The following is an 18,577-nucleotide window of genomic DNA, read 5'->3' on the forward strand; positions in this document are numbered from 1 at the left end:
AAATCCCTCCAAGGTTAAATGGTTGAGTAGCGTGCTAATTGTTGTTCAAAGCGCAGAATCTCATCGTCCGTGACGATCGTTTCTGACACGTCACCGTAGCGGATATCCCGATATAACTGAAAGTCGACAGGGACCTCAATCCGACGTAACCAGTCTTCAAGCGTCTCGTTCGGACGACGTTGCTGACTGCGTGGTAAGTGTTGCTCAAAGCGGATGACGAGATTACGGACACGTGAAGATGAATATGATGCATACAGATAAGGCGATTTTCTTAAAGAAGCAGGACGAAAGATCGATTGAGCTAGTGGAACGTCATCGGTCAACTCTCCTTTAGGACTGCTCCGTTTTTTCACGCGACGCGATTGAACGAGTTTCCAGACCATGAAACTAAACAAGCTGATTAAAATGACATATTGTAGATAAGAAAGAGGGGAGTCAGAGGCATCCGCTTTAAGGGATTTCCAAAGCTCCTTTGGACCAGGTATTCGTGCGATTGGATTAAATGGCATCTTGTCTCTTGTTTTAACATGAGAGTGACCAGGATCAGTTTTACGATCAATGTCTCCATCTACGTATCGCCAGTCTGATGGATTTTTAACAGGACCCGGCATGATGTAATGCGTATAGACGTATGTTGTGACGGTTTGAAACAAGAACAGACCAATCAAAATGACACCAAGCGACATGATGAAGCGTTGCCGTAACACAAGCGATTCTCCTTCCTGTATTTAAGGAAAAAATATCCATATGTACTTAGGAAGATTTTAGCATACACGCTTAACAAATAAAAACAATTTTCTGAAAATAAAGACGATGTGAGACGATTCATTTTCAAGTGGTGAGGGTATGATGGAATCAGTGGTTCTTGAAAGAGAAAGGGTGTTTTGTATGAAATTGATTATTTTTGGAGCGACGGGTCAAACGGGGCAAGAACTGGTCAAGCAAGCGATCGATCACGGGCATGAGGTCACAGCGTTCGTCCGCAGTCCGGAAAAACTGACACTACGTGATGAACGGTTACACGTCGTTAAGGGTGACGTGCTCGATCAAGAAGCGGTGACGGCTGCTGTTGCCGGGCAAGAGGCTGTCCTGACGGCTCTTGGCACAGAGAGTCTTGCATACAGTGGCTTTTTAGAACGGAGTCTCGTCCGGATCGTGACAGCGATGAAAAAACAGGGGGTAGACCGAATTGGTTATGTCGCGTCTGCCGGTGTCGATGATGAATTACCGGGTGTGCAAGGGATGCTCGCTCAGCGGATTCTGAAAAATCCACTGAAGGACCACCGTCAAGCGGTCGCGCTTTTGCAACAAGCAGATTTGAACTATACGGTAGCCCGACCACTCCGTTTACTGAACGGTCCGTTGACGGGGCTTTATCGTCAAGCAGATACAGGTGTTCCGGAAGATGCAAAACAAATCAATCGCGCAGATGTGGCGCATTTCCTCTTACAAGCGATTGAAACGGAAGATCATATCAAATCGAGTGTCGGTCTCGCTGAATGAAGAAGAAAGGTCTCTCCCGTCATACGGAAGAGACCTTTTTGAATGCTTATTGTTGACGATAGACGGAGACCGAACCACCATTGACGAAGAATTGACCGTAGCCATCTTGGTTGATCGTGACCGATGCTGTGTTGTTTCCAGTGATGTCTGTCCAGACTTCTCCTTTGTTCTGAAGCCCGACATACATCCACTTGCTACCGCCAGGACCATCCGAAAGGATTGTCGCAAGACCTGATTTCGCTCGGTCTGAGACACCTTCACGTGTCCAACCGATGATGTCTTGGTTATCGAGGTAATCGTTTTGTTTCCCGAACGCGAAGTCCTTCCGTGCTTTGAGTAACGGATCAATCTTCGAAGCGAGTGCTGGAATTTCGCGATTCGACGTACCCTTTGTACCATAGTAGTCACCATAAAAGACCGACGGATAACCTTGTTCACGTGTCAGAATCATCGCGTAAGCAAGCGGTTTGAACCATGACTGAACCGTTGATTCAAGCGATTGTCCAGGTTGCGAATCATGGTTCTCTACGAGTGTGACGGCTTGGACTGGATTGCTCTTGACGAGAGTACCGTCAAAGATCGTCCGCATGTCGTAATACCCGCCGCCTTTACTTGCCTGTTCGAACTTATAATGAAGCGGTGCATCAAAGACGGATTGTTGATAATTCGTTCGGCTTAAGTAGTTTTGCAACGTGCCGAGATCGTTCTGCCAATACTCTGCGACTGTGAACAATGGTTTACCCGTCGTCTGACGAACGTTTGCGAGCCAGTCCGCTAAGTAACCGTGTTTGATATGCTTGACGGCATCGAGACGGAACCCATCAAGACCAAGTTCGTTGACGTACCATTTTCCCCAGTTCTTCATTTCTTGCTGGACTTCTGGATGATCGAAGTCGAGATCCGCATACATCAAGTAATCATAGTTGCCATTTTCAGTTGAGACATCCGTATCCCACGCTTTACCGGTACCGCGGAACTTGTAGATGGCGCTTTTTGAACGCGATTGATCCCAGTCCGTGCCGTCGAAATGGTACCATTTCCATTTGAAGTTTGAGTATAGGTTATTTCGTGCTGCAAAATTGAATCCCGTCCATGCCTGGATTTGATAATCGCCCGAGATTTCTTGATTACGGTTACCCGGATTGATTTCGACTGCCGTGACGGCTTCCGTGAAATCGGCGCCACCTTTATGATTCATGACGACATCGCCATAGACATCGATTCCAGCGGTATGCAATTGTCCGATTGCCGTTTTTAATTGCGCCTTTGTGCCGTATTTCGTACGGACCGTTCCTTTTTGGTTGAACTCACCTAAATCGTACAAATCGTAGGCACCGTACCCGACATCATTTTGCGAGGTACCTTTGTAAGCAGGGGGAATCCAGACCGATGTAATTCCGAGTTGATCAAGCTTTGTTGCGTCACTCCCGAGACGGTTCCAGTGGTTACCGTCATTTGGCACATACCATTCGAAATACTGCATCATCGTTCCGTTGTCTGCCGTTGCGCCGACTGCAATCGGTTGCGCAAGTGGCGCTAAAAAAGCAGCAGATGCGACGGTTGCTAAAATCCATCTTTTTTGTTTCACGTAAAGACCTCCTCATGATTTGTGAAAGCGCTTGCATTATTTATTATAGGGAAGCTTTAGACAGGAGGAATATCGTCCCGGATTCTTATTTGTAAGTCTCTTTTGTTCGTGACTTTTGACCCTAGAATATTTCTTCTGAAGAACTATTTTGATGGGATTGACGTCATGAATGAAAAAAATCAGGACCATCTAACCGTTGCCTTTCAATGAATATTCTGAACGACGACTCATCTTCAAAAAAGCAGGTCTATCGTCCATCTTCCACCAGGAATGGATTCGGTGTGAAAATGAGCGTGTAACATCCGCTTTCATACATACTATTTAAGGGGGAACACACATGAACTGGAAGTCAAAGGTCACAGGTGCGCTTGCTGCAACACTTGCGCTCGGGTCAATCGTCTTTACACCGGTCACAGCAAAAACAGTTGATCCAAAACAAGTTTCAGCTGGTCCGCAGATGGTTACGTCACAATCGACGATCGATGCGTACTATTTACCAGCAGCGGGGAAGACAGGGGCAGCGTTGAAGGCATCGCTGCACGATATCATCGACAACCATACACAAGTGTCATACGACACGGTATGGACAGCACTGAAAGAAACGGATCAAGATCCAAACAATGCGAATAACGTCATCGAGTTATACACGGGGAAATCGATTTCAAAGAGCAGTAACGGTGGGAATGTCGGTCAGTGGAATCGTGAACATGTCTGGGCCAAGTCACACGGTGACTTTGGTACGACGAACGGTCCTGGAACAGACTTGCATCACTTGCGTCCGGAAGATGTCGTCGTCAACAGCGCACGTGGGAATCTAGATTTCGATAATGGCGGTACGAAGTACAGTGGATGTGATTGCTACCGCGATAGCGATTCGTGGGAACCACCAAACCGTGTCAAAGGTGATATCGCGCGGATGATCTTCTACATGGCGGTTCGTTATGAAGGTGGCGGAGAAATCGATCTCGAAGCCTCAGAAAACGTCAATAATGGTTCGAACCCGTTACACGGCAAATTGTCGACGCTGAAAGCATGGAATAAGCTTGACCCAGTCGATAGCTTCGAGAAACGTCGCAACGATGTCATCTTCGAGAAGTGGCAAAAAAACCGGAATCCGTTCATCGATCATCCGGAATACGTAACATCAATTTGGGGAAATTGATGACGAGTCAATCAATAGGAAAATGCGATGTTCTCAAGAGAAGAGAAGATCGCATTTTTTATGCTGTGAAGCACCACGGTCTTGAAACTTTTTGAAGAATCATGCGTAGTGCTTACCGTAAGCCATTTTTTAGTAGAAAGGTCGTACGGTATGATCAAACGCACGTTTAACAAACGAAACATCAAATGGATGGTTGGTGGGGGGCTCGTCGCTTGTGTCGCCTTCTGGTACAGTGTCGGTATTTTCGTCAATAAAGGGGAGCGACCACTCGCTGATGGGACGTCACCGTATGTCATTGTCCTCGGTGCGGGTGTCAAAGGAGAAAAACCTTCGCAAATCCTACATAATCGGATTCAGGCAGCTGCTGCATATGGGAAACAACGTTCAGAAGTCCGCTTCATCTTAAGTGGTGGACAAGGTCAGGATGAAGATATTTCAGAAGCAGAAGCGATGCGACGCGGAATGATGGCGTCCGGGATTGCTGAAGAGCGATTGATCCTTGAAGCCGACTCGACATCAACGACAGAAAATCTAAAGTTTTCAAAAGCGTTGTTGCCAAAGGACGTCCGACGCGTCTCAATCGTCACGTCGGATTTCCACTTATACCGTGCTCGTAAAGAAGCACAGCAACTCGGTTTACGGACGGATGCGATTCCGGCTGAAACGCCACTTTCAGGAGTTCTTCGATTCGGGATGCGCGAACGCGTTGCGATCGTTGTTCAATTTCTACGCTAAAATCCCCGACACGCTAAACATGTCGGGGAGAAAGAAGAAGTGCATTGAATGATTAGATGCCTTCACCTTTATGTTTTTCCTCAGAAGATTGAGAGTCATTTGCTTGTTTGTCGGAAGCATCATGCTCTGCTGGTGGTTCTTCTTTGCCGAGTGCGACATCCTTCGCTTCGACGACTTTATTGCTGATAGCATTTAAGTCACCTTTCGTCTCATTTACTGTCTCTTTCACCGTAGAGGCATCTGACTTCACCGTTTCAAGTTCTGTGTTCACTTTATCATAGACATTCTGAACATCAGACGCGACTTCTTGAATGATGCTTGAAGCACTCTTCACTTGAGTGATGACTTGTGATGCTTTACCTGAAGGATCTTCCTTGATGGAAGAGGCGAGGGTCGAGACGGAATCTTTCGCACCACGTAAACTCTGTTTCGTATTTTGGCGGGACGAAGAACTAAGTAGCGTCAATAGACCGCCAACAAGGGCACCGAGCAACATCCCTGTGACGAGGTTGATTTGACGACCTGATGATTCTTCCTGATCGAACTGGCGATTCGGTTGTTCTGCGTGTACTGCGTGTGGATCATGTTGAAGCTTCGGTTCCATGATGAACACTCCCTTGAGATAATATTTGACCATGATATGGATATACCCTTGTGACTGAATCAAAAACATCTAAAAAAAACATGTATTTGAAATGAAACAAAAAAGACCACCGTGATATGATGGTCTAAGAGGTTCATTTGTTGAATGAATCATCATCTTTTTCGTGACGAAGTTTTCGGTTGATTTCATCATAATCGATTTCGATATCATCTTTGTTCCCCTTGTAGCCATATCCTTTGGAAATGACGATAATCGAGGCGACCAAGACGAATACGATGATGAGAATGGAGACGACATATAACCACATAGTCCACTCCTCCTTTCGTTCACTTTCTAGTATGACGGAAAACGCAGCTTCCGTCTAAACGAAATTGTAGGTTGTGTGCTAAACTAATTTCAGATAAACATGTTAAACGGAACGAGGTGACGGCGGATGAGTATTTTGGTCGTAGATGATGAGTTAACCAATTTAATGCTCTTAGAGCGCTTGTTAGAAAATGAAGGCTATGACGTCGTCAAAGCAATGAGTGGGGAAGAAGCAATCGAATTAATGGACGATCCGTTATTCATCGAACAGTTGGACGTCGTTCTCCTCGACGTCGAAATGCCAGGGATCAGCGGAATCGAAGCGACACGTTTGATTCGAAAACGGTTTGGTCTCGATGAATTGCCAATTCTGATTGTTTCCGGGCGATCAAACGAAGAAGATATCGTTGATGGACTGAATGCAGGGGCATCCGATTATACAACGAAACCAATCCGTAAAACGGAATTGCTCGCGCGAGTTCGTAACGCGATCGGTCTGAAGCAAGCAATCGATGCGCGAAAACGATATGAAAAAGTATTACAGGAAGACTTTGATTTGGCGCAAAAACTGCAACAGAGTGTGCTCAGTGCGAATATTGAAGACGATGAGATCCGCATCATGGCGACGTATATCCCGTCTAAGAAACTAGCGGGAGATATGTACGCCTGGTACCGCATCTCTCAGAATAAATACGGCATCATCTTGTTTGACGTCATGGGACACGGTGTCTCTTCTGCGCTGATCACGATGGGAATGAGCTCGATTTTATTCGAACTCGTGCACCGGATTGGTGATCCAGCACAAGTACTCGAAGAATTGAATCAGCAGATGAGTCGATTGTTCCCAGGAGACTAGACAGAAATCTATTTCACTGCCGTTTACCTCTACATCGACCTAGATGAGATGAAGCTCAGCTATGCGAACGCAGGGCACCCGCCTGGTTTGTTGCGCATGAATGATCAAATCATTCCGCTTGAGAATACGGGACTTCCTGTCGGTATGTTTGAAGACTCGACATATTCGAGCAAGACGATCGACATCGTCTCACCAGGATGTGTCTACCTGTACACGGATGGTTTCATGGAATTGTACAGTAAAGGTATCGATGAGGGAATCCACGCTATCCAGAACCTGATCGAACAACAAGGACCGAACATCCATCAGTTGATTCAACCGGATCAGAGCGATGAAGCGGATGACCTGTGTCTCGTGACGGTCGAAATCAATTAACCTGTAAGTGAAAAGACTCAGCGACGGCAACACCGTCACTGAGTCTTTTTTGAGTCTTACAAGCTCTGAATCTACTTGAACTAAAAGAACCTTCTCCGCCATAGGATAAAAGCTGCTAGACCGGAGAAGAAAATCATCATTCCGAAGACGATCCAGAATCCGATGACTTCTCCTTCCCATGGAACATGAACGTTCATCCCGAACATCCCGGAAATCATCGTCGGAATCGAGATGACGATCGTAATCGAAGCAAGAAACTTCATGACGAAGTTGACATTGTTCGAGATGACGGAACCGAATGTATCCATTGTCGAACTGATGATATCTTTATAGATTTGTGCCATTTCCATTGCTTGACGGTGTTCGACGAAGACGTCTTCGAGTAAGTCCTCATCGTCTTCGTGTTTCTCAAGACTTGGTGTCTTGATAATCCGGTCGAGGACACCGTCGTTCGATTTCAAGGACGTCATGAAATAAACTAATGACTTCTGAAGGTTCATTAATTGAAAGATTTCTTGATTTCGCATCGAACGTTGTAGTTCTTCCTCAAGTTCGTCCATGCGACGATCGATTTGACGCAAGAAACGTAAATACGAAGAACTGACTTTGTAGAGAATCTGGAATACGAAACGCGATCGATAATTCGTTCGGAATCCACGTAACTTACCACTCGAGAACAACGTCAACACGTCGAGCTGTTGCGAACAAACGGTGATAAAATGACGGGATGTCACGATGATACCGAGCGGGATCGTATTATAACGGCGTCCTGATGATTCTTCTTCGATGTAGGGAACGTCGACGATCATCAGAAGACCTTCTTCATCTTTTTCAAAACGTGGTTTTTCTTCCACGTCCAAAGGGTCATAAATGAAATCCTCTGGAATTTTCGTAGCAGCGATGACTTGGTCGGCTTCGTCCTTTGTCGGATTGACAAGATGGATCCAGGAACCTTTCGTGAACTCCTGTATCTCGTTGACTGCCCCGGTGACATCGCTTCGATAAATCGTCAACATATTGTCTATCCCTCCTGCTCTTCACTGTCTCATTATAGAAATAGATACGACGGCGTGTAAATGATTCTCCGATTTTTTTTTATGAAGATTAGTGATAAGATGAAAACAGAGGAGGGGAAGACATGCCTTTTTTTAATGCTAAGAAGCTCGAAGAACTTCAATCGATCGCAGGTGGAGACCACGTGTTCCTTCAAAAAATCGGAGAGACGTATATCGCACAGTTCGATCGGAAATTTCCTGAACTAAAAGATGCCGTCGCCAAACAAGATGCTGAGCAAACTGAAAAGCTGGCTCACTTGTTAAAAGGTGCTTCCTATTCCGTTGCTGCTGATGATTTAGCGGATGATTTCGAACTGCTTGAAAAAGAAGCAGAATCTGGTTCGATGACCGGAACACAAGAAATCGTCGATCGGATTGAGCAATGCATGGTGGAATTCCGTGTCGTCTGGCTCGATGTCTTTACTGGGAAAAACATTGACGCTTTACGTTAAGGATGAAATAAATAGTAAAAGCCGACTTCATGTCGGCTTTTTTTGATTTACAAGACGTAAGAATCCACTGTCTCGATCAGACGACCGATTTCCGGTTTCGTGATTTGTGCATTGACACCAACGGACTCGCCTTTATGACGTAAATCGTCGGAAATCAACGACGAGAAGACGATGATTGGTAATTCACCATAGCGATCGTCCTCACGAAGACGTTTTGTCAAATGGAGTCCATCCATCTTCGGCATCTCGATATCCGTGATGAGGAGATCACAGTTACTTCCTTGTTCGAAAGCATCAAAGGCTTCTTTGCCGTTGATGAACCATTTCAGTCCGTGGTAACCGGCTTCCTCGAGTGTTTCGATGATCAATGTCCGGAGCATTTCCGAGTCTTCGGCAATCCAGATGACTTTGTCGGATCGGTCACGGGACTGCACGCGTCGTCCTTCTTCGCGGGCGAAGATATCCTTGCGTGAGAGCTCAAGTGCGATTTTTTCATAGTCGAGCAGGATAATCATCTTGTCGCCTGTTTTGACGACACCGTTCGTCAGTCCTTCGATGCCACGAGCGAGTTCGTTTGGTGTATCGATCTGCTCCCATGAGATACGACGGATTTCCGTCACGGAATCGACACGCAGGACGCTCTTTTCTCCATTAAATTCACAGATGATCAATCGATCCTCGGTTGCTTCGTCGTGGGGAACACCGATGACCGTCGGCAAATCGATGACTGTCATGACTTCGCCACGCAGTTCAATCAATCCTTTGACAGCGTCCGGTGTACCTGGGAGTGGTGTCATTGGGAGCGGAACGATGATTTCCCGGACCTTCATGACGTTGATTCCGAACGTATATGGACCGCAATGGAAGATGACGATCTCGAGTTCATTCGTACCGGCTTCTAATAAAATATCGTGCTGATTATACATATGGTTGTGCCCCTTTCCATTACCTTCACTTCACTTCTGACTAGTTATCGGCATGCTACGCTAAAAATTCTAGTTCTGAATTGACAAAAAAAGTGTTGTAATCGCTTTCATAATATGTTAAGCAAAAAGTTTGGCATTTGTCTGACCAATTGATTACAATAAGCTATGCAGCCACACACTGAAATGAGAGAGATAAAAATAAATGGAGGTAGAGTGGAATGACTACAGCAACAACCTACACATTTTTACTAGATGGGCAATGGCATGAAAGTGAATCAAAAGAGACGATTGAAATCTCTTCACCATATAAAGAGGATCTTGTCGGTCGTGTTCAAGCGATGACGAAACCAGAAGTCGATCGTGCCATCGCTTCAGCGAAAACGGCACAAGCAGAATGGGCAAAGCAACCGGCAAACAAACGGGCTGAATTGCTTCATGCGTGGGCAACGGAACTCGAGAAACGTGCCGACGAAATCGGTGAAGTCATCATGCGCGAAGTCGGTAAAGGACGTGCGGATGGCGTCAAAGAAGTCAAACGGACAGCTGAAATCATTCGCTACACAGCGGAAGAAGGTCTTCGTTTCGACGGTCAGATGATGCAAGGGGATTCGTTCCCTGGCGGTAGTGCGAAAAAAATCGCAGTCATCAAAAAAGCACCGCTCGGCGTCGTTCTTGCGATCTCACCATTCAACTACCCAGTCAACTTGGCAGCAGCAAAACTTGCACCTGCACTCATGACAGGGAACGCTGTTGTCTTCAAACCAGCAACACAAGGTTCGATCAGCGGTATCTTGATGGTCGAGGCACTCGTCGCAGCAGGTCTTCCAGCTGGACTCGTCAATATCGTCACAGGTCGTGGATCGGTCATCGGTGATTACTTGACAGCTCACCCAGGAATCAACATGATTACATTCACTGGTGGTACAGGAACAGGGCAACATTTGTCTCGTCAATCGGCAATGATTCCACTCGTCCTCGAACTTGGCGGAAAAGACCCAGCACTCGTCCTTGAAGATGCAAACCTGTCACTTGCGGCAGATCACATTATCAGTGGTGCGTTCTCTTACTCAGGTCAACGTTGTACAGCAATCAAACGCGTCTTCGTTCTTGATCACCAAGCGGATGCACTCATTGAAGAACTTAAAACGCGAATCGCGAAATTGACAGTCGGTTCTCCTGAACAAGACAGTGTCGTCGTACCACTCATCGATACGAAATCAGCGGATTTCGTCGAAGGATTGATCACGGATGCAACTGACAAAGGTGCAACGCTCGTCATTGGTGGTGGACGTACGGCAAACTTGATTGAACCAACGCTTCTTGACAATGTGACACGCGACATGCGCGTTGCTTGGGAAGAGCCGTTCGGACCAGTTCTCCCAATCATCCGTGTTAACTCGGTTGACGAGATGATCGCGTACTCGAACGAATCAGAGTATGGTCTTCAAGCAAGTGTCTTCACAGAGAACATCGATGCAGCGTTTGCGGTAGCAGATGCGCTTGAAACTGGTTCTGTTCAAATCAATGGCCGGACGGAACGTGGTCCTGACCACTTCCCATTCATCGGTGTGAAATCATCGGGACTCGGCGTACAAGGTGTCGGACGAAGCCTCGCTTCGATGACGCGTGATAAATTAACAGTTCTTAACTTAAAATAAGTTGTTAACCGACCTTTCAATCTGCGGAAAGGTCGGTTTTTTGTGCATCCGTTTTTGAAGCGCTAACGTATGCTAAACAACAAATGTCATCCGTTGACGCACAAAGTTTGGCGCTATAGCTTCATTCTCTCTATAATGAAAGAAAATGGACGAGAGAAAAGAGGCGTGTAGGCATGACTGTATCAGACGAAATCATTTCGATTCCGATTCCGACACCATTTCCGGTAGGAGACGTGAACTGCTACGTATTACGAACAGAAGGGGAGAACATCCTCATTGATTGTGGCCCCGATACACTTGAAGCGTGGCAAGCGATGCAACAAATCTTGGCACGACATGATCTTCAAGTCGAGGATCTCGATCGTGTCATCGTGACACATCACCATGCGGATCACGCTGGGATGGCGCATCGCTTTTCAGAAAAAGGGATTCCGGTTTACGGACATGCGCGGTTACGCCCGTACTTGGAGCAAGATGAGACGTTCTTGAACAATGGAGATGCGTTCTTGCAGCGATTGGCGACATCGTTTGGTGTTCCGTCAGCCATTCAAGAAATGTTACCAAGCTATCAATCTGCCTTGAAATGGCTTGGGAAAGGTCAGCTCGATTTCACATTACAAGAAGGTGACGCCATCACACCGTCTGGGCGATACCGTGTCATCGAACTACCAGGACATGCGAGTGACCAAATCGGAATTCTAAGTGATGATGGTGTGTTGTTCGCAGCCGATCATTTGCTCGACCGGGTCGAACCGAACCCGTTGCTCGAACAACCGCAACCAGGAGATGATGCGCTCGTCAAACGACCTGTCCTTGCGTACCTCGACTCCTTAGAAAAACTACAAGGTGAACAAATCCGAATCGCCTATACCGGACACGGTGCCCCGATTCGGGATGTTGCGGCACTCGTCGAAGAACGGTTGATGCAACGCAAGGCGCGCGGCGATCAACTACTCAAGTATTTTTCTGGAGAGCACACGTTATTCGAATTAGCACAAGTGACGTATGGTAACCGATTAAAAAAATCATTCCCACTCGTCATGAGTGAAATGAAGGCACGCCTTGATACGCTCGTCGCACGTGGTGCGATTACGGTTGAGAAACGATCAGGTATCCTCTACTATTCGAAAATGGAGGAAGTTTAATGCAACTCATGAACCGGACAATCGTCATCACAGGAGCTTCGAGTGGTCTTGGGGAAGCGCTAGCCCGTACTTTACACAAAGAAGGTGCGAACTTGATTTTAGTCGCACGACGCGAGGAGCGATTACAAGTATTAGCATCTGAACTTCAAGCGCACTACTTTGTCTATGATTTAGAAGAAGCGCCGGAAGCACTGGCGCAGATGTTGGCTGATCGTTATGGATACATTGATGTGTTGGTTAACAACGCAGGTTTCGGGGAATTCAGCTTCCTAGACGACACATCGATTGAAACGATCGAGTCGATGCACCGAATCAATGTCTTAAGTCCCGTTCGCTTAACGAAAGCATGTCTGCCATTACTCAAAAAAGGTGGCATGATCGTCAATGTTGCAAGTCAGGCGGGCAAGTTGCCGACACCGAAGTCAACGATCTACTGCATGACGAAAGCGGCAATGTTACAGTTTTCGAATGCATTGCGTCTGGAATTACGTCCAAAAGGTATCCATGTCATGACGGTTAATCCCGGACCAATCGCGACGGAATTTTTCGTAAGAGCGGACATTAGCCGAAAGTATGAAAAAAACGTCGCTTCGATCGTCTTATCAAAAGAACAACTTGCACAGACCGTCGTTCGGGCGATGCGGCGCCGCAAGCGAGAAGTCAATGCACCATGGTGGATGGAGCTTTCGGCAAAAGGATACGGCGTTATGCCGCAGCTGATTGAGTGGTTAGGAAAATCAGGTTTCGACAAAAAGTGATGACGGAGGAGAACAACGAATGAAAACAAAAGTAATCAGCTTTCTTGCCTTAAGTACCCTGCTTGCAGGATGTGGGACACCGGATGCAACACCGGAACCGAAAAATGTCTTAGAGACTTCATATCAGACGATTGAAAAAGAAGCGGAAAAATCAACGGTTCGGATGTACATGTGGGGCGGCGATGACGGCATCAATGCCTACATCGATGAGTACGTAGCACCGCGTCTGAAGAAGGAACACAACATCACCTTAGAACGGGTTCCAATCGAGACGGCGGATATCATTCAAAAACTGCGTGCTGAGAAGCAGGCAGGTAAGGAAAAAGGTGTCATCGATGTCGTCTGGATCAATGGCGATAATTTTTTAAATGCTAAAAAAGATGATTTACTGTATGGCGAAATCACGAAAGTCCTCCCGAACATGAAGTATGTCGATGCTGCCGCGCAAAGTTCAGATAGCGGCACAAAAACAGAAGGTTTGGAAGCCGCGTGGGGGAAAGTCCAATACACGTTGCACTATGACGCAGCCGATGTGAAGTCGCCACCGACCGACTTGAAAGCGTTGAAGTCTTGGGTCAAGGAGAATCCAGGGCGCTTCACTTATCCGGAAGTGACGGACTTTACGGGGAATGCCTTCGTCCGCCATGTCATGTATGGTGTCGAATCGAATGAAACGTTAAAGGATCCAAAAGCAGATTTTAAGAAGACATGGGCTTACTTGAACGAAATCAAGCCATATCTTTGGAAAAAAGGGAAGACGTATCCAAAAACGCTTGCGCAACTTGATCAGTTATACGCAAAAGGAGACGTCGACTTTACGATGGGCTTCAACGAACGACGGGCAGAACAAGAAGTGAAGTCAGGTACGTTCCCGAAACAAACACGTCCAATCGTCTTGAAGGAGGGCTCAATCGCGTCGACACATTTCCTTTCTGTACCGTTCAATGCACCGAACCCGAAAGGTGCACTCGTTGCGATCAACACCTTGTTGTCACCAGAGGCGCAGTTGAAAAAATATGATGCAACTTACTGGGGAGACGGTTCAAGTCTTGATTTATCGACACTTGATACGGCAGAACAAAAACAGTTCGCTGATGTACCGGCTGCACCGTCAACACCGAAACCGAGTGTCTTTGAAGGAAAGGTCCGGACGGAACTCGACCCGTCCATCTTTGAGATGATCCGTAAGGAATGGCCGTCTCGTGTGGCGCGGTAACGCATATCCCGCCGCCATCTTGATGGCAGGCATGGTCTTATATGGGTTATGGGTAAGTGTCTCGATGACTTCACCTGCTGATTACCGCGAGCTACTGACGGATGATGTCTTTTTAGAAAGTCTAGCCGTCAGTAGTTACGTGGCGATTGTCAGTACGGTGCTCGCGCTGATCATTGGTGTAGTGCTCGCTCGGCTCTTGAGCAGAACACGACTAGCCGCGTTACTTGCGATTCCGTTATTCATTCCTCATCTAGGAGCGGCGTATCTCGCCATCCTCTATCTCAGTGATGTGCCTGTCATTGGACCGCACGAAGGGAATTATTTTAGTGTCATCCTGACGTATCTATATAAAGAAATTCCGTTCGTCTTTTTTTATCTCTTACCGGTGGTCCGGCGTCTTGATCCACGTTATCAAGAGCTCGGTACGATGCTCGGTTTGTCACCGGTGCGCCGTTTTTGGCATGCGCGAGGTGTATTTTTACTTGTACCGATGCTAGAAGCAGCTTTTATTTTACTTGCCTTCATCCTGTTCGCATATGAAATCCCTGCATTACTTGGTGTGACCTATCCGAAATTACTCGGAGTCTATGCGTTCGATTTATATACACAAGGCGATTTATCAGAGCAACCACTCGCTTTTGCGATGAGTGTCGTTTTGACGGGAGGACTTTTCTTCCTCTTGTTGCTCATGACTGGTTTGACACGCCCACTGGCAACGAAGATTAGTAGGGGGCGGAGCGAATGAAAAAAATTAGTACTACTGTATTCGTCGTGCTCCTATTCATCGTCCCCTTGATCGGATTGATTCCGGGGAAGTGGAACTGGAATCCGCGTCTTGAAGCGACGCTTGGTACGACGGTCGCGATGATCTGTGCCGTCGTGTTGTTGAATCATCTCTTCGGATACATGGCAGGAAAAGCGATTGCCTTTCAAGCGGGGAAACGTGTTCGTATAGCGGAGTTCTTGATCAGTTTACCGTTGTTTGTTCCTGTCTTGTTGCTGTCCTTTGGTCTTTATTTGACATGGATTCGTCTTGGTCTAGCAGATCGGTTTTTCGGTGTCCTGCTCGTGTTACTTCTGCCGACCTTGCCATATACAGTTCGCTTGTACACGAACGGATTTCAGGCGCTCGGGGAACGGATGCTCGAACAGATGGTTTTGATCGAGGGGAATCGATTCAAACGTTGGTTCTATTTGACGGGTCCTATGCTTCGATCGACGCTACAATCCGTGACGTTGCTCGTCACGGTGATCACGATCAGTCAGTATGCACTGGTGGCGTTAATCGGTGGTGGGATCGTCCGCATGATCGCACTGGAGGTGTTCCCGGCGTATTCCGGTAATTCTCAAGGGGCGGCGCGTCTCGCGACACTGTGGTTGATCGGGTTGCCCGTTCTCTTTTATGCGTTGCAAGCCGTTATTTTTTCTAGTTGGATACGAATCGTACGGAGGCGTTTAAATGGAAGTCACGATACAACAAGTCAATAAACGATTTGGAACGAAGCGTGTATTATCTGATATCGATTTAAAGATCGCGTCTGGACAATGTGTGGCATTAGTTGGACCGAGCGGTAGTGGGAAGACGACGCTACTCCGGCTGATTGCGGGTCTTGAACGTGTGACGAGTGGAGTGATTCAATTCGGGGATCGAGATGTCACTGTTCTTTCGCCGAATCAACGTGGTGTGACGATGATGTTTCAACGGTCTCTATTGTTCCCACATTTGAACGTAGAACAGAACATCCGTCTCGGTGCAAAACAATTAACACCAATCGAGCTCAAATCCTGGTTACATCGCGTGGGACTCGAGGGAAGAGAAAAAAGTGCCGTCCACGAACTCTCAGGGGGTGAACAACAGCGGGCAAGCTTAGCTCGTGCGCTAGCAAGTCAACCGGACTTCTTGTTGCTCGATGAACCGTTCTCGAGTCTAGATGTACCGAGACGACGGGAACTTCGGACATTGATTCGGAAGTTGACCGAGGAACAAGGTGTCACGACACTCCTTGTCACACACGACCGGGAAGAGGCAATGGCGATGGCGGATGTGGTATATGTCTTAGAACAGGGGCGAATCGTCGATCATGGTACACCAATTACGCTTAGCCAGACAAGTCCGTTTTTTGGCGAAGGCATTCAGATTGAAGAAACATGGCATCCGTTGACGGCAGTCAACTTGGTCTCAAGACCGACGAAGGAAACGGATGAACGTGTTACGATTACAAAAGAACTCATTCAATACGGTGTACGTTTCTACGAAGTAGAACGGGCGTCCGGAGAACGTCTCGTGCTCTCTTCAGACGAGACGATTCAGGTGAAAGAAGGGTATATCGTTAGAAAGGAGGGGTGATATGTTAGATACGCGTGCGCGTAAAATCGTTCAACCCCTATTTGATCAAGGGGCGACCTTATTTAAGAAAATCGGATTATCGGCAACGCAGGTGACGATTATTTCCGGTATCATCGGTGGTGCAACAGGCTTTTTCGTCTATAACGACATGATGGGAACAGCGATTGTCTTGTTATGGATCTCGGGCATGCTCGATGTCATCGACGGAACGATGGCACGAAAAGAGAAGACGACTCCGATCGGCACGATTCTTGACCTTGTTCTCGACCGAATCGTCGAGCTGTCAGTATTGATTGGTCTTGCACTCCGATTTCCGGAAACGCAGGTCGTCATTCTGTTGCTCGTCGCATCATTCGTCATTGGCATGACGATGTTCCTTGCAATCGGAGCGGTCAGTGAAAATTACGGCTACAAGTCGTTTCAATATCAACCAGGACTCGTCGAACGGACGGAAGGATTTTTATTCCTGACAGCGATGATTCTGTTCCCAAGCGCCATCATTTGGATCGCAATCGTCTTTTTGATTGCTGAACTCTATACGGTCGGAGAGCGATTCCATCAAGCTTCGAAGGTGTTACGATGAGTGAACAAGAGATGATCATGACAGTAGATCGAGCGGGCAACCTGCTCGGACCTCGTCCGCGCTCGGAAGTCCACGCAAACGGCTTGTGGCACGAAACGTTTCATTGTTTCGTTTATGATCCAAAGCGGGACGTCGTGTTGCTCCAGCAACGCTCTGAACAAAAGAAGGACTTTCCAGGAATGATCGATATCACGGCAGCCGGTCATTTGCTTGCGAATGAGACAATCGAGGATGGTGTCCGGGAACTCGAGGAAGAGATTGGTTTGACGTGTACATTGGATCAATTGATACCGCTTGGCATCCAGGAAGAGGAGTTTCGGGATGCGTCGCTTTGGGACTGTGAGCGATGCCATGTCTTTCTTGCTCAAAGTGATCAAGCGATAGACGCATACGTCCTCCAGGAAACAGAAGTGAAGCGATTGATTGCTTTTCCAATCGAGCAGTTTGAACGAATCGCTGACGAGTCCATCGAGCGCATTCAGGACACGACAGGCGAATGGTTCGATCGTCGTCAATTCGTTCCGCATCCTTCTTCTTACTGGAGACATGTACGACAAGGAATCGAGCAATTACGTAAATAGAAAAAATCGAAAAGCAATAACGCATGAAGACCTACGATCGAATGTGATTCGCTCGCAGGTTTTTTTTAATCGTACATTCGTTCGACGCAAGAGTAGCGAAATTAAGATATATTTGAGATAATTAAGTATATATACAAAAGAAGGAAAGAAGGTGCAGCCAGTGGCATTACGATTTGCACTACTCGGGCTGCTGACCCAAGGGGAAGCGACCGGTTATGATTTAAGCGCGACTTTTAAAAAACAGATGATCCACTTCTGGACCGCACATCATACACAAATATACCGAGAGTTGTTAAAGATGGAAGAAGCAGAACTCGTGACGAGTGTCCATATCGTTCAAGAAGATCTGCCGGATAAAAAAGTCTATTCCATCACCGATAAAGGGCGGACGGAGCTTGTCGAATGGCTACGGACACCAAACGAGTTTAAACCAAAGATGAAGGATGAAAACTTGATGCGAGTTTCGCTCTTACATCTGCTGCCGCCAGGAGAAGCTATCGCCTATTTAGAGGAATCAAAACGCCATCACCAATTTGCTGTTGAGATGATGCATAGTTGGCGTCACGATCATCTCGAGAACGGTGCAACACTAGGGGAGACCTTGACGAGTGAGTACGGCTTGCGTATGATGTTGAATTACTTGGATTGGTGTGACTGGGCAATCGCGGAAATCAAAAAGAACGAAGCAAACGTCTAACAATATTGGCTCGACTGTCATGTAGATGGC

20 protein-coding genes and 1 pseudogene are annotated in these 18,577 nt (G+C 47.0%); 15 read left to right on the top strand and 6 right to left on the bottom strand.

Features of this window, described 5'->3' with window-relative positions:
- Positions 1 to 14 precede the first annotated feature (14 nt).
- The gene (locus tag P401_RS0103005) at positions 15 to 707 is read right to left on the bottom strand and encodes a hypothetical protein (protein WP_029341158.1); all 693 of its coding nucleotides are present in this window, start codon (positions 705 to 707) and stop codon (positions 15 to 17) included.
- Between the two features lie 181 nt (positions 708 to 888).
- On the opposite strand from P401_RS0103005, the gene P401_RS0103010 reads away from it, so the two are divergent.
- Positions 889 to 1,503, top strand: coding sequence for an NAD(P)-dependent oxidoreductase (locus P401_RS0103010; RefSeq protein WP_029341159.1), 615 nt, complete (start codon positions 889 to 891; stop codon positions 1,501 to 1,503).
- A gap of 46 nt (positions 1,504 to 1,549) precedes the next feature.
- Here the strand turns inward: P401_RS0103010 and amyS are convergent, their stop codons facing one another.
- Positions 1,550 to 3,091: an alpha-amylase gene (amyS, locus tag P401_RS0103015; RefSeq protein ID WP_029341160.1), complete on the bottom strand. Its 1,542-nt coding sequence runs from the start codon at positions 3,089 to 3,091 to the stop codon at positions 1,550 to 1,552.
- Between the two features lie 337 nt (positions 3,092 to 3,428).
- On the opposite strand from amyS, the gene P401_RS0103025 reads away from it, so the two are divergent.
- Both P401_RS0103025 and P401_RS0103030 read left to right on the top strand, forming a co-directional pair.
- Positions 3,429 to 4,253 (top strand): endonuclease I family protein, encoded by an 825-nt coding sequence (locus P401_RS0103025; RefSeq protein WP_029341161.1) that lies wholly within the window; start codon positions 3,429 to 3,431, stop codon positions 4,251 to 4,253.
- 150 nt (positions 4,254 to 4,403) lie between these two features.
- The gene (locus P401_RS0103030) at positions 4,404 to 4,988 is read left to right on the top strand and encodes a YdcF family protein (RefSeq protein WP_029341162.1); all 585 of its coding nucleotides are present in this window, start codon (positions 4,404 to 4,406) and stop codon (positions 4,986 to 4,988) included.
- Positions 4,989 to 5,040: 52 nt separating this feature from the next.
- On the opposite strand, the gene P401_RS0103035 is transcribed toward P401_RS0103030, so the two are convergent.
- Both P401_RS0103035 and ytzI read right to left on the bottom strand, forming a co-directional pair.
- Positions 5,041 to 5,592, bottom strand: a complete 552-nt coding sequence (locus tag P401_RS0103035; protein WP_029341163.1) for a hypothetical protein — start codon at positions 5,590 to 5,592, stop codon at positions 5,041 to 5,043.
- A 133-nt stretch (positions 5,593 to 5,725) separates the two neighbouring features.
- Complete coding sequence (gene ytzI, locus P401_RS18425; RefSeq protein WP_143404442.1) at positions 5,726 to 5,899, bottom strand: YtzI protein; 174 nt, start codon at positions 5,897 to 5,899, stop codon at positions 5,726 to 5,728.
- A 126-nt stretch (positions 5,900 to 6,025) separates the two neighbouring features.
- Between ytzI and P401_RS17475 the strand changes: the two are divergent.
- Positions 6,026 to 7,129, top strand: a pseudogene (locus tag P401_RS17475) (PP2C family protein-serine/threonine phosphatase).
- Positions 7,130 to 7,209: 80 nt separating this feature from the next.
- On the opposite strand, the gene P401_RS0103050 reads toward P401_RS17475, so the two are convergent.
- Positions 7,210 to 8,145 carry a magnesium transporter CorA family protein gene (locus P401_RS0103050; RefSeq protein ID WP_029341164.1) on the bottom strand — a complete coding sequence of 312 codons (936 nt, stop codon included), beginning with the start codon at positions 8,143 to 8,145 and terminating at the stop codon, positions 7,210 to 7,212.
- Positions 8,146 to 8,267: 122 nt separating this feature from the next.
- Between P401_RS0103050 and P401_RS0103055 the strand changes: the two genes are divergently transcribed.
- On the top strand, positions 8,268 to 8,636 hold the full coding sequence (locus P401_RS0103055; RefSeq protein WP_029341165.1) for an Hpt domain-containing protein: 369 nt from the start codon (positions 8,268 to 8,270) through the stop codon (positions 8,634 to 8,636).
- A 47-nt stretch (positions 8,637 to 8,683) separates the two neighbouring features.
- Here the strand turns inward: P401_RS0103055 and P401_RS0103060 are convergent, their stop codons facing one another.
- Entirely contained in the window at positions 8,684 to 9,562 is an 879-nt protein-coding gene (locus P401_RS0103060) for a chemotaxis protein CheV (protein ID WP_029341166.1), read from the bottom strand.
- A 218-nt stretch (positions 9,563 to 9,780) separates the two neighbouring features.
- Between P401_RS0103060 and P401_RS0103065 the strand changes: the two genes are divergently transcribed.
- From P401_RS0103065 to P401_RS0103110, 10 genes are all read left to right on the top strand, one after another.
- Positions 9,781 to 11,220, top strand: coding sequence for an NADP-dependent glyceraldehyde-3-phosphate dehydrogenase (locus P401_RS0103065; protein WP_029341167.1), 1,440 nt, complete (start codon positions 9,781 to 9,783; stop codon positions 11,218 to 11,220).
- A 173-nt stretch (positions 11,221 to 11,393) separates the two neighbouring features.
- A complete protein-coding gene (locus P401_RS0103070) occupies positions 11,394 to 12,365 on the top strand; it encodes an MBL fold metallo-hydrolase (RefSeq protein WP_029341168.1) in 972 nt (323 codons plus the stop codon).
- Positions 12,365 to 13,123, top strand: a complete 759-nt coding sequence (locus P401_RS0103075) for an SDR family NAD(P)-dependent oxidoreductase (protein ID WP_029341169.1) — start codon at positions 12,365 to 12,367, stop codon at positions 13,121 to 13,123. The genes P401_RS0103070 and P401_RS0103075 overlap by 1 nt, the downstream gene beginning before the upstream one ends.
- Positions 13,124 to 13,142: 19 nt before the next feature.
- Positions 13,143 to 14,339 (top strand): ABC transporter substrate-binding protein, encoded by a 1,197-nt coding sequence (locus P401_RS0103080; protein WP_029341170.1) that lies wholly within the window; start codon positions 13,143 to 13,145, stop codon positions 14,337 to 14,339.
- Positions 14,326 to 15,084, top strand: a complete 759-nt coding sequence (locus tag P401_RS0103085; protein WP_029341171.1) for an ABC transporter permease family protein — start codon at positions 14,326 to 14,328, stop codon at positions 15,082 to 15,084. Before P401_RS0103080 ends, P401_RS0103085 begins: the two co-directional genes overlap by 14 nt.
- On the top strand, positions 15,081 to 15,827 hold the full coding sequence (locus P401_RS0103090) for an ABC transporter permease subunit (protein WP_029341172.1): 747 nt from the start codon (positions 15,081 to 15,083) through the stop codon (positions 15,825 to 15,827). Before P401_RS0103085 ends, P401_RS0103090 begins: the two co-directional genes overlap by 4 nt.
- The gene (locus P401_RS0103095) at positions 15,799 to 16,686 is read left to right on the top strand and encodes an ABC transporter ATP-binding protein (RefSeq protein WP_029341173.1); all 888 of its coding nucleotides are present in this window, start codon (positions 15,799 to 15,801) and stop codon (positions 16,684 to 16,686) included. Before P401_RS0103090 ends, P401_RS0103095 begins: the two co-directional genes overlap by 29 nt.
- 1 nt (position 16,687) lies before the next feature.
- Entirely contained in the window at positions 16,688 to 17,269 is a 582-nt protein-coding gene (locus P401_RS0103100; protein ID WP_023467668.1) for a CDP-alcohol phosphatidyltransferase family protein, read from the top strand.
- Entirely contained in the window at positions 17,266 to 17,850 is a 585-nt protein-coding gene (locus tag P401_RS0103105; RefSeq protein WP_029341174.1) for an NUDIX hydrolase, read from the top strand. The genes P401_RS0103100 and P401_RS0103105 overlap by 4 nt, the downstream gene beginning before the upstream one ends.
- Before the next feature lie 160 nt (positions 17,851 to 18,010).
- The gene (locus P401_RS0103110) at positions 18,011 to 18,547 is read left to right on the top strand and encodes a PadR family transcriptional regulator (RefSeq protein ID WP_029341175.1); all 537 of its coding nucleotides are present in this window, start codon (positions 18,011 to 18,013) and stop codon (positions 18,545 to 18,547) included.
- Positions 18,548 to 18,577 lie beyond the last annotated feature (30 nt).

The organism is Exiguobacterium acetylicum DSM 20416 (assembly GCF_000702605.1).
In the GTDB taxonomy this organism is placed as follows: domain Bacteria; phylum Bacillota; class Bacilli; order Exiguobacteriales; family Exiguobacteriaceae; genus Exiguobacterium_A; species Exiguobacterium_A acetylicum.

Excerpts from the sequence above, each read along its gene's own strand:
- P401_RS0103010 (WP_029341159.1), top strand. The coding sequence starts at position 889 with ATGAAATTGATTATTTTTGGAGCGACGGGTCAAACGGGGCAAGAACTG.
- P401_RS0103025 (WP_029341161.1), top strand. The coding sequence starts at position 3,429 with ATGAACTGGAAGTCAAAGGTCACAGGTGCGCTTGCTGCAACACTTGCG.
- P401_RS0103030 (WP_029341162.1), top strand. The coding sequence starts at position 4,404 with ATGATCAAACGCACGTTTAACAAACGAAACATCAAATGGATGGTTGGT.
- P401_RS0103035 (WP_029341163.1), bottom strand. The coding sequence starts at position 5,592 with ATGGAACCGAAGCTTCAACATGATCCACACGCAGTACACGCAGAACAA.
- ytzI (WP_143404442.1), bottom strand. The coding sequence starts at position 5,899 with ATGTGGTTATATGTCGTCTCCATTCTCATCATCGTATTCGTCTTGGTC.
- P401_RS0103050 (WP_029341164.1), bottom strand. The coding sequence starts at position 8,145 with ATGTTGACGATTTATCGAAGCGATGTCACCGGGGCAGTCAACGAGATA.
- P401_RS0103055 (WP_029341165.1), top strand. The coding sequence starts at position 8,268 with ATGCCTTTTTTTAATGCTAAGAAGCTCGAAGAACTTCAATCGATCGCA.
- P401_RS0103060 (WP_029341166.1), bottom strand. The coding sequence starts at position 9,562 with ATGTATAATCAGCACGATATTTTATTAGAAGCCGGTACGAATGAACTC.
- P401_RS0103065 (WP_029341167.1), top strand. The coding sequence starts at position 9,781 with ATGACTACAGCAACAACCTACACATTTTTACTAGATGGGCAATGGCAT.
- P401_RS0103070 (WP_029341168.1), top strand. The coding sequence starts at position 11,394 with ATGACTGTATCAGACGAAATCATTTCGATTCCGATTCCGACACCATTT.
- P401_RS0103075 (WP_029341169.1), top strand. The coding sequence starts at position 12,365 with ATGCAACTCATGAACCGGACAATCGTCATCACAGGAGCTTCGAGTGGT.
- P401_RS0103080 (WP_029341170.1), top strand. The coding sequence starts at position 13,143 with ATGAAAACAAAAGTAATCAGCTTTCTTGCCTTAAGTACCCTGCTTGCA.
- P401_RS0103090 (WP_029341172.1), top strand. The coding sequence starts at position 15,081 with ATGAAAAAAATTAGTACTACTGTATTCGTCGTGCTCCTATTCATCGTC.
- P401_RS0103095 (WP_029341173.1), top strand. The coding sequence starts at position 15,799 with ATGGAAGTCACGATACAACAAGTCAATAAACGATTTGGAACGAAGCGT.
- P401_RS0103100 (WP_023467668.1), top strand. The coding sequence starts at position 16,688 with ATGTTAGATACGCGTGCGCGTAAAATCGTTCAACCCCTATTTGATCAA.
- P401_RS0103105 (WP_029341174.1), top strand. The coding sequence starts at position 17,266 with ATGAGTGAACAAGAGATGATCATGACAGTAGATCGAGCGGGCAACCTG.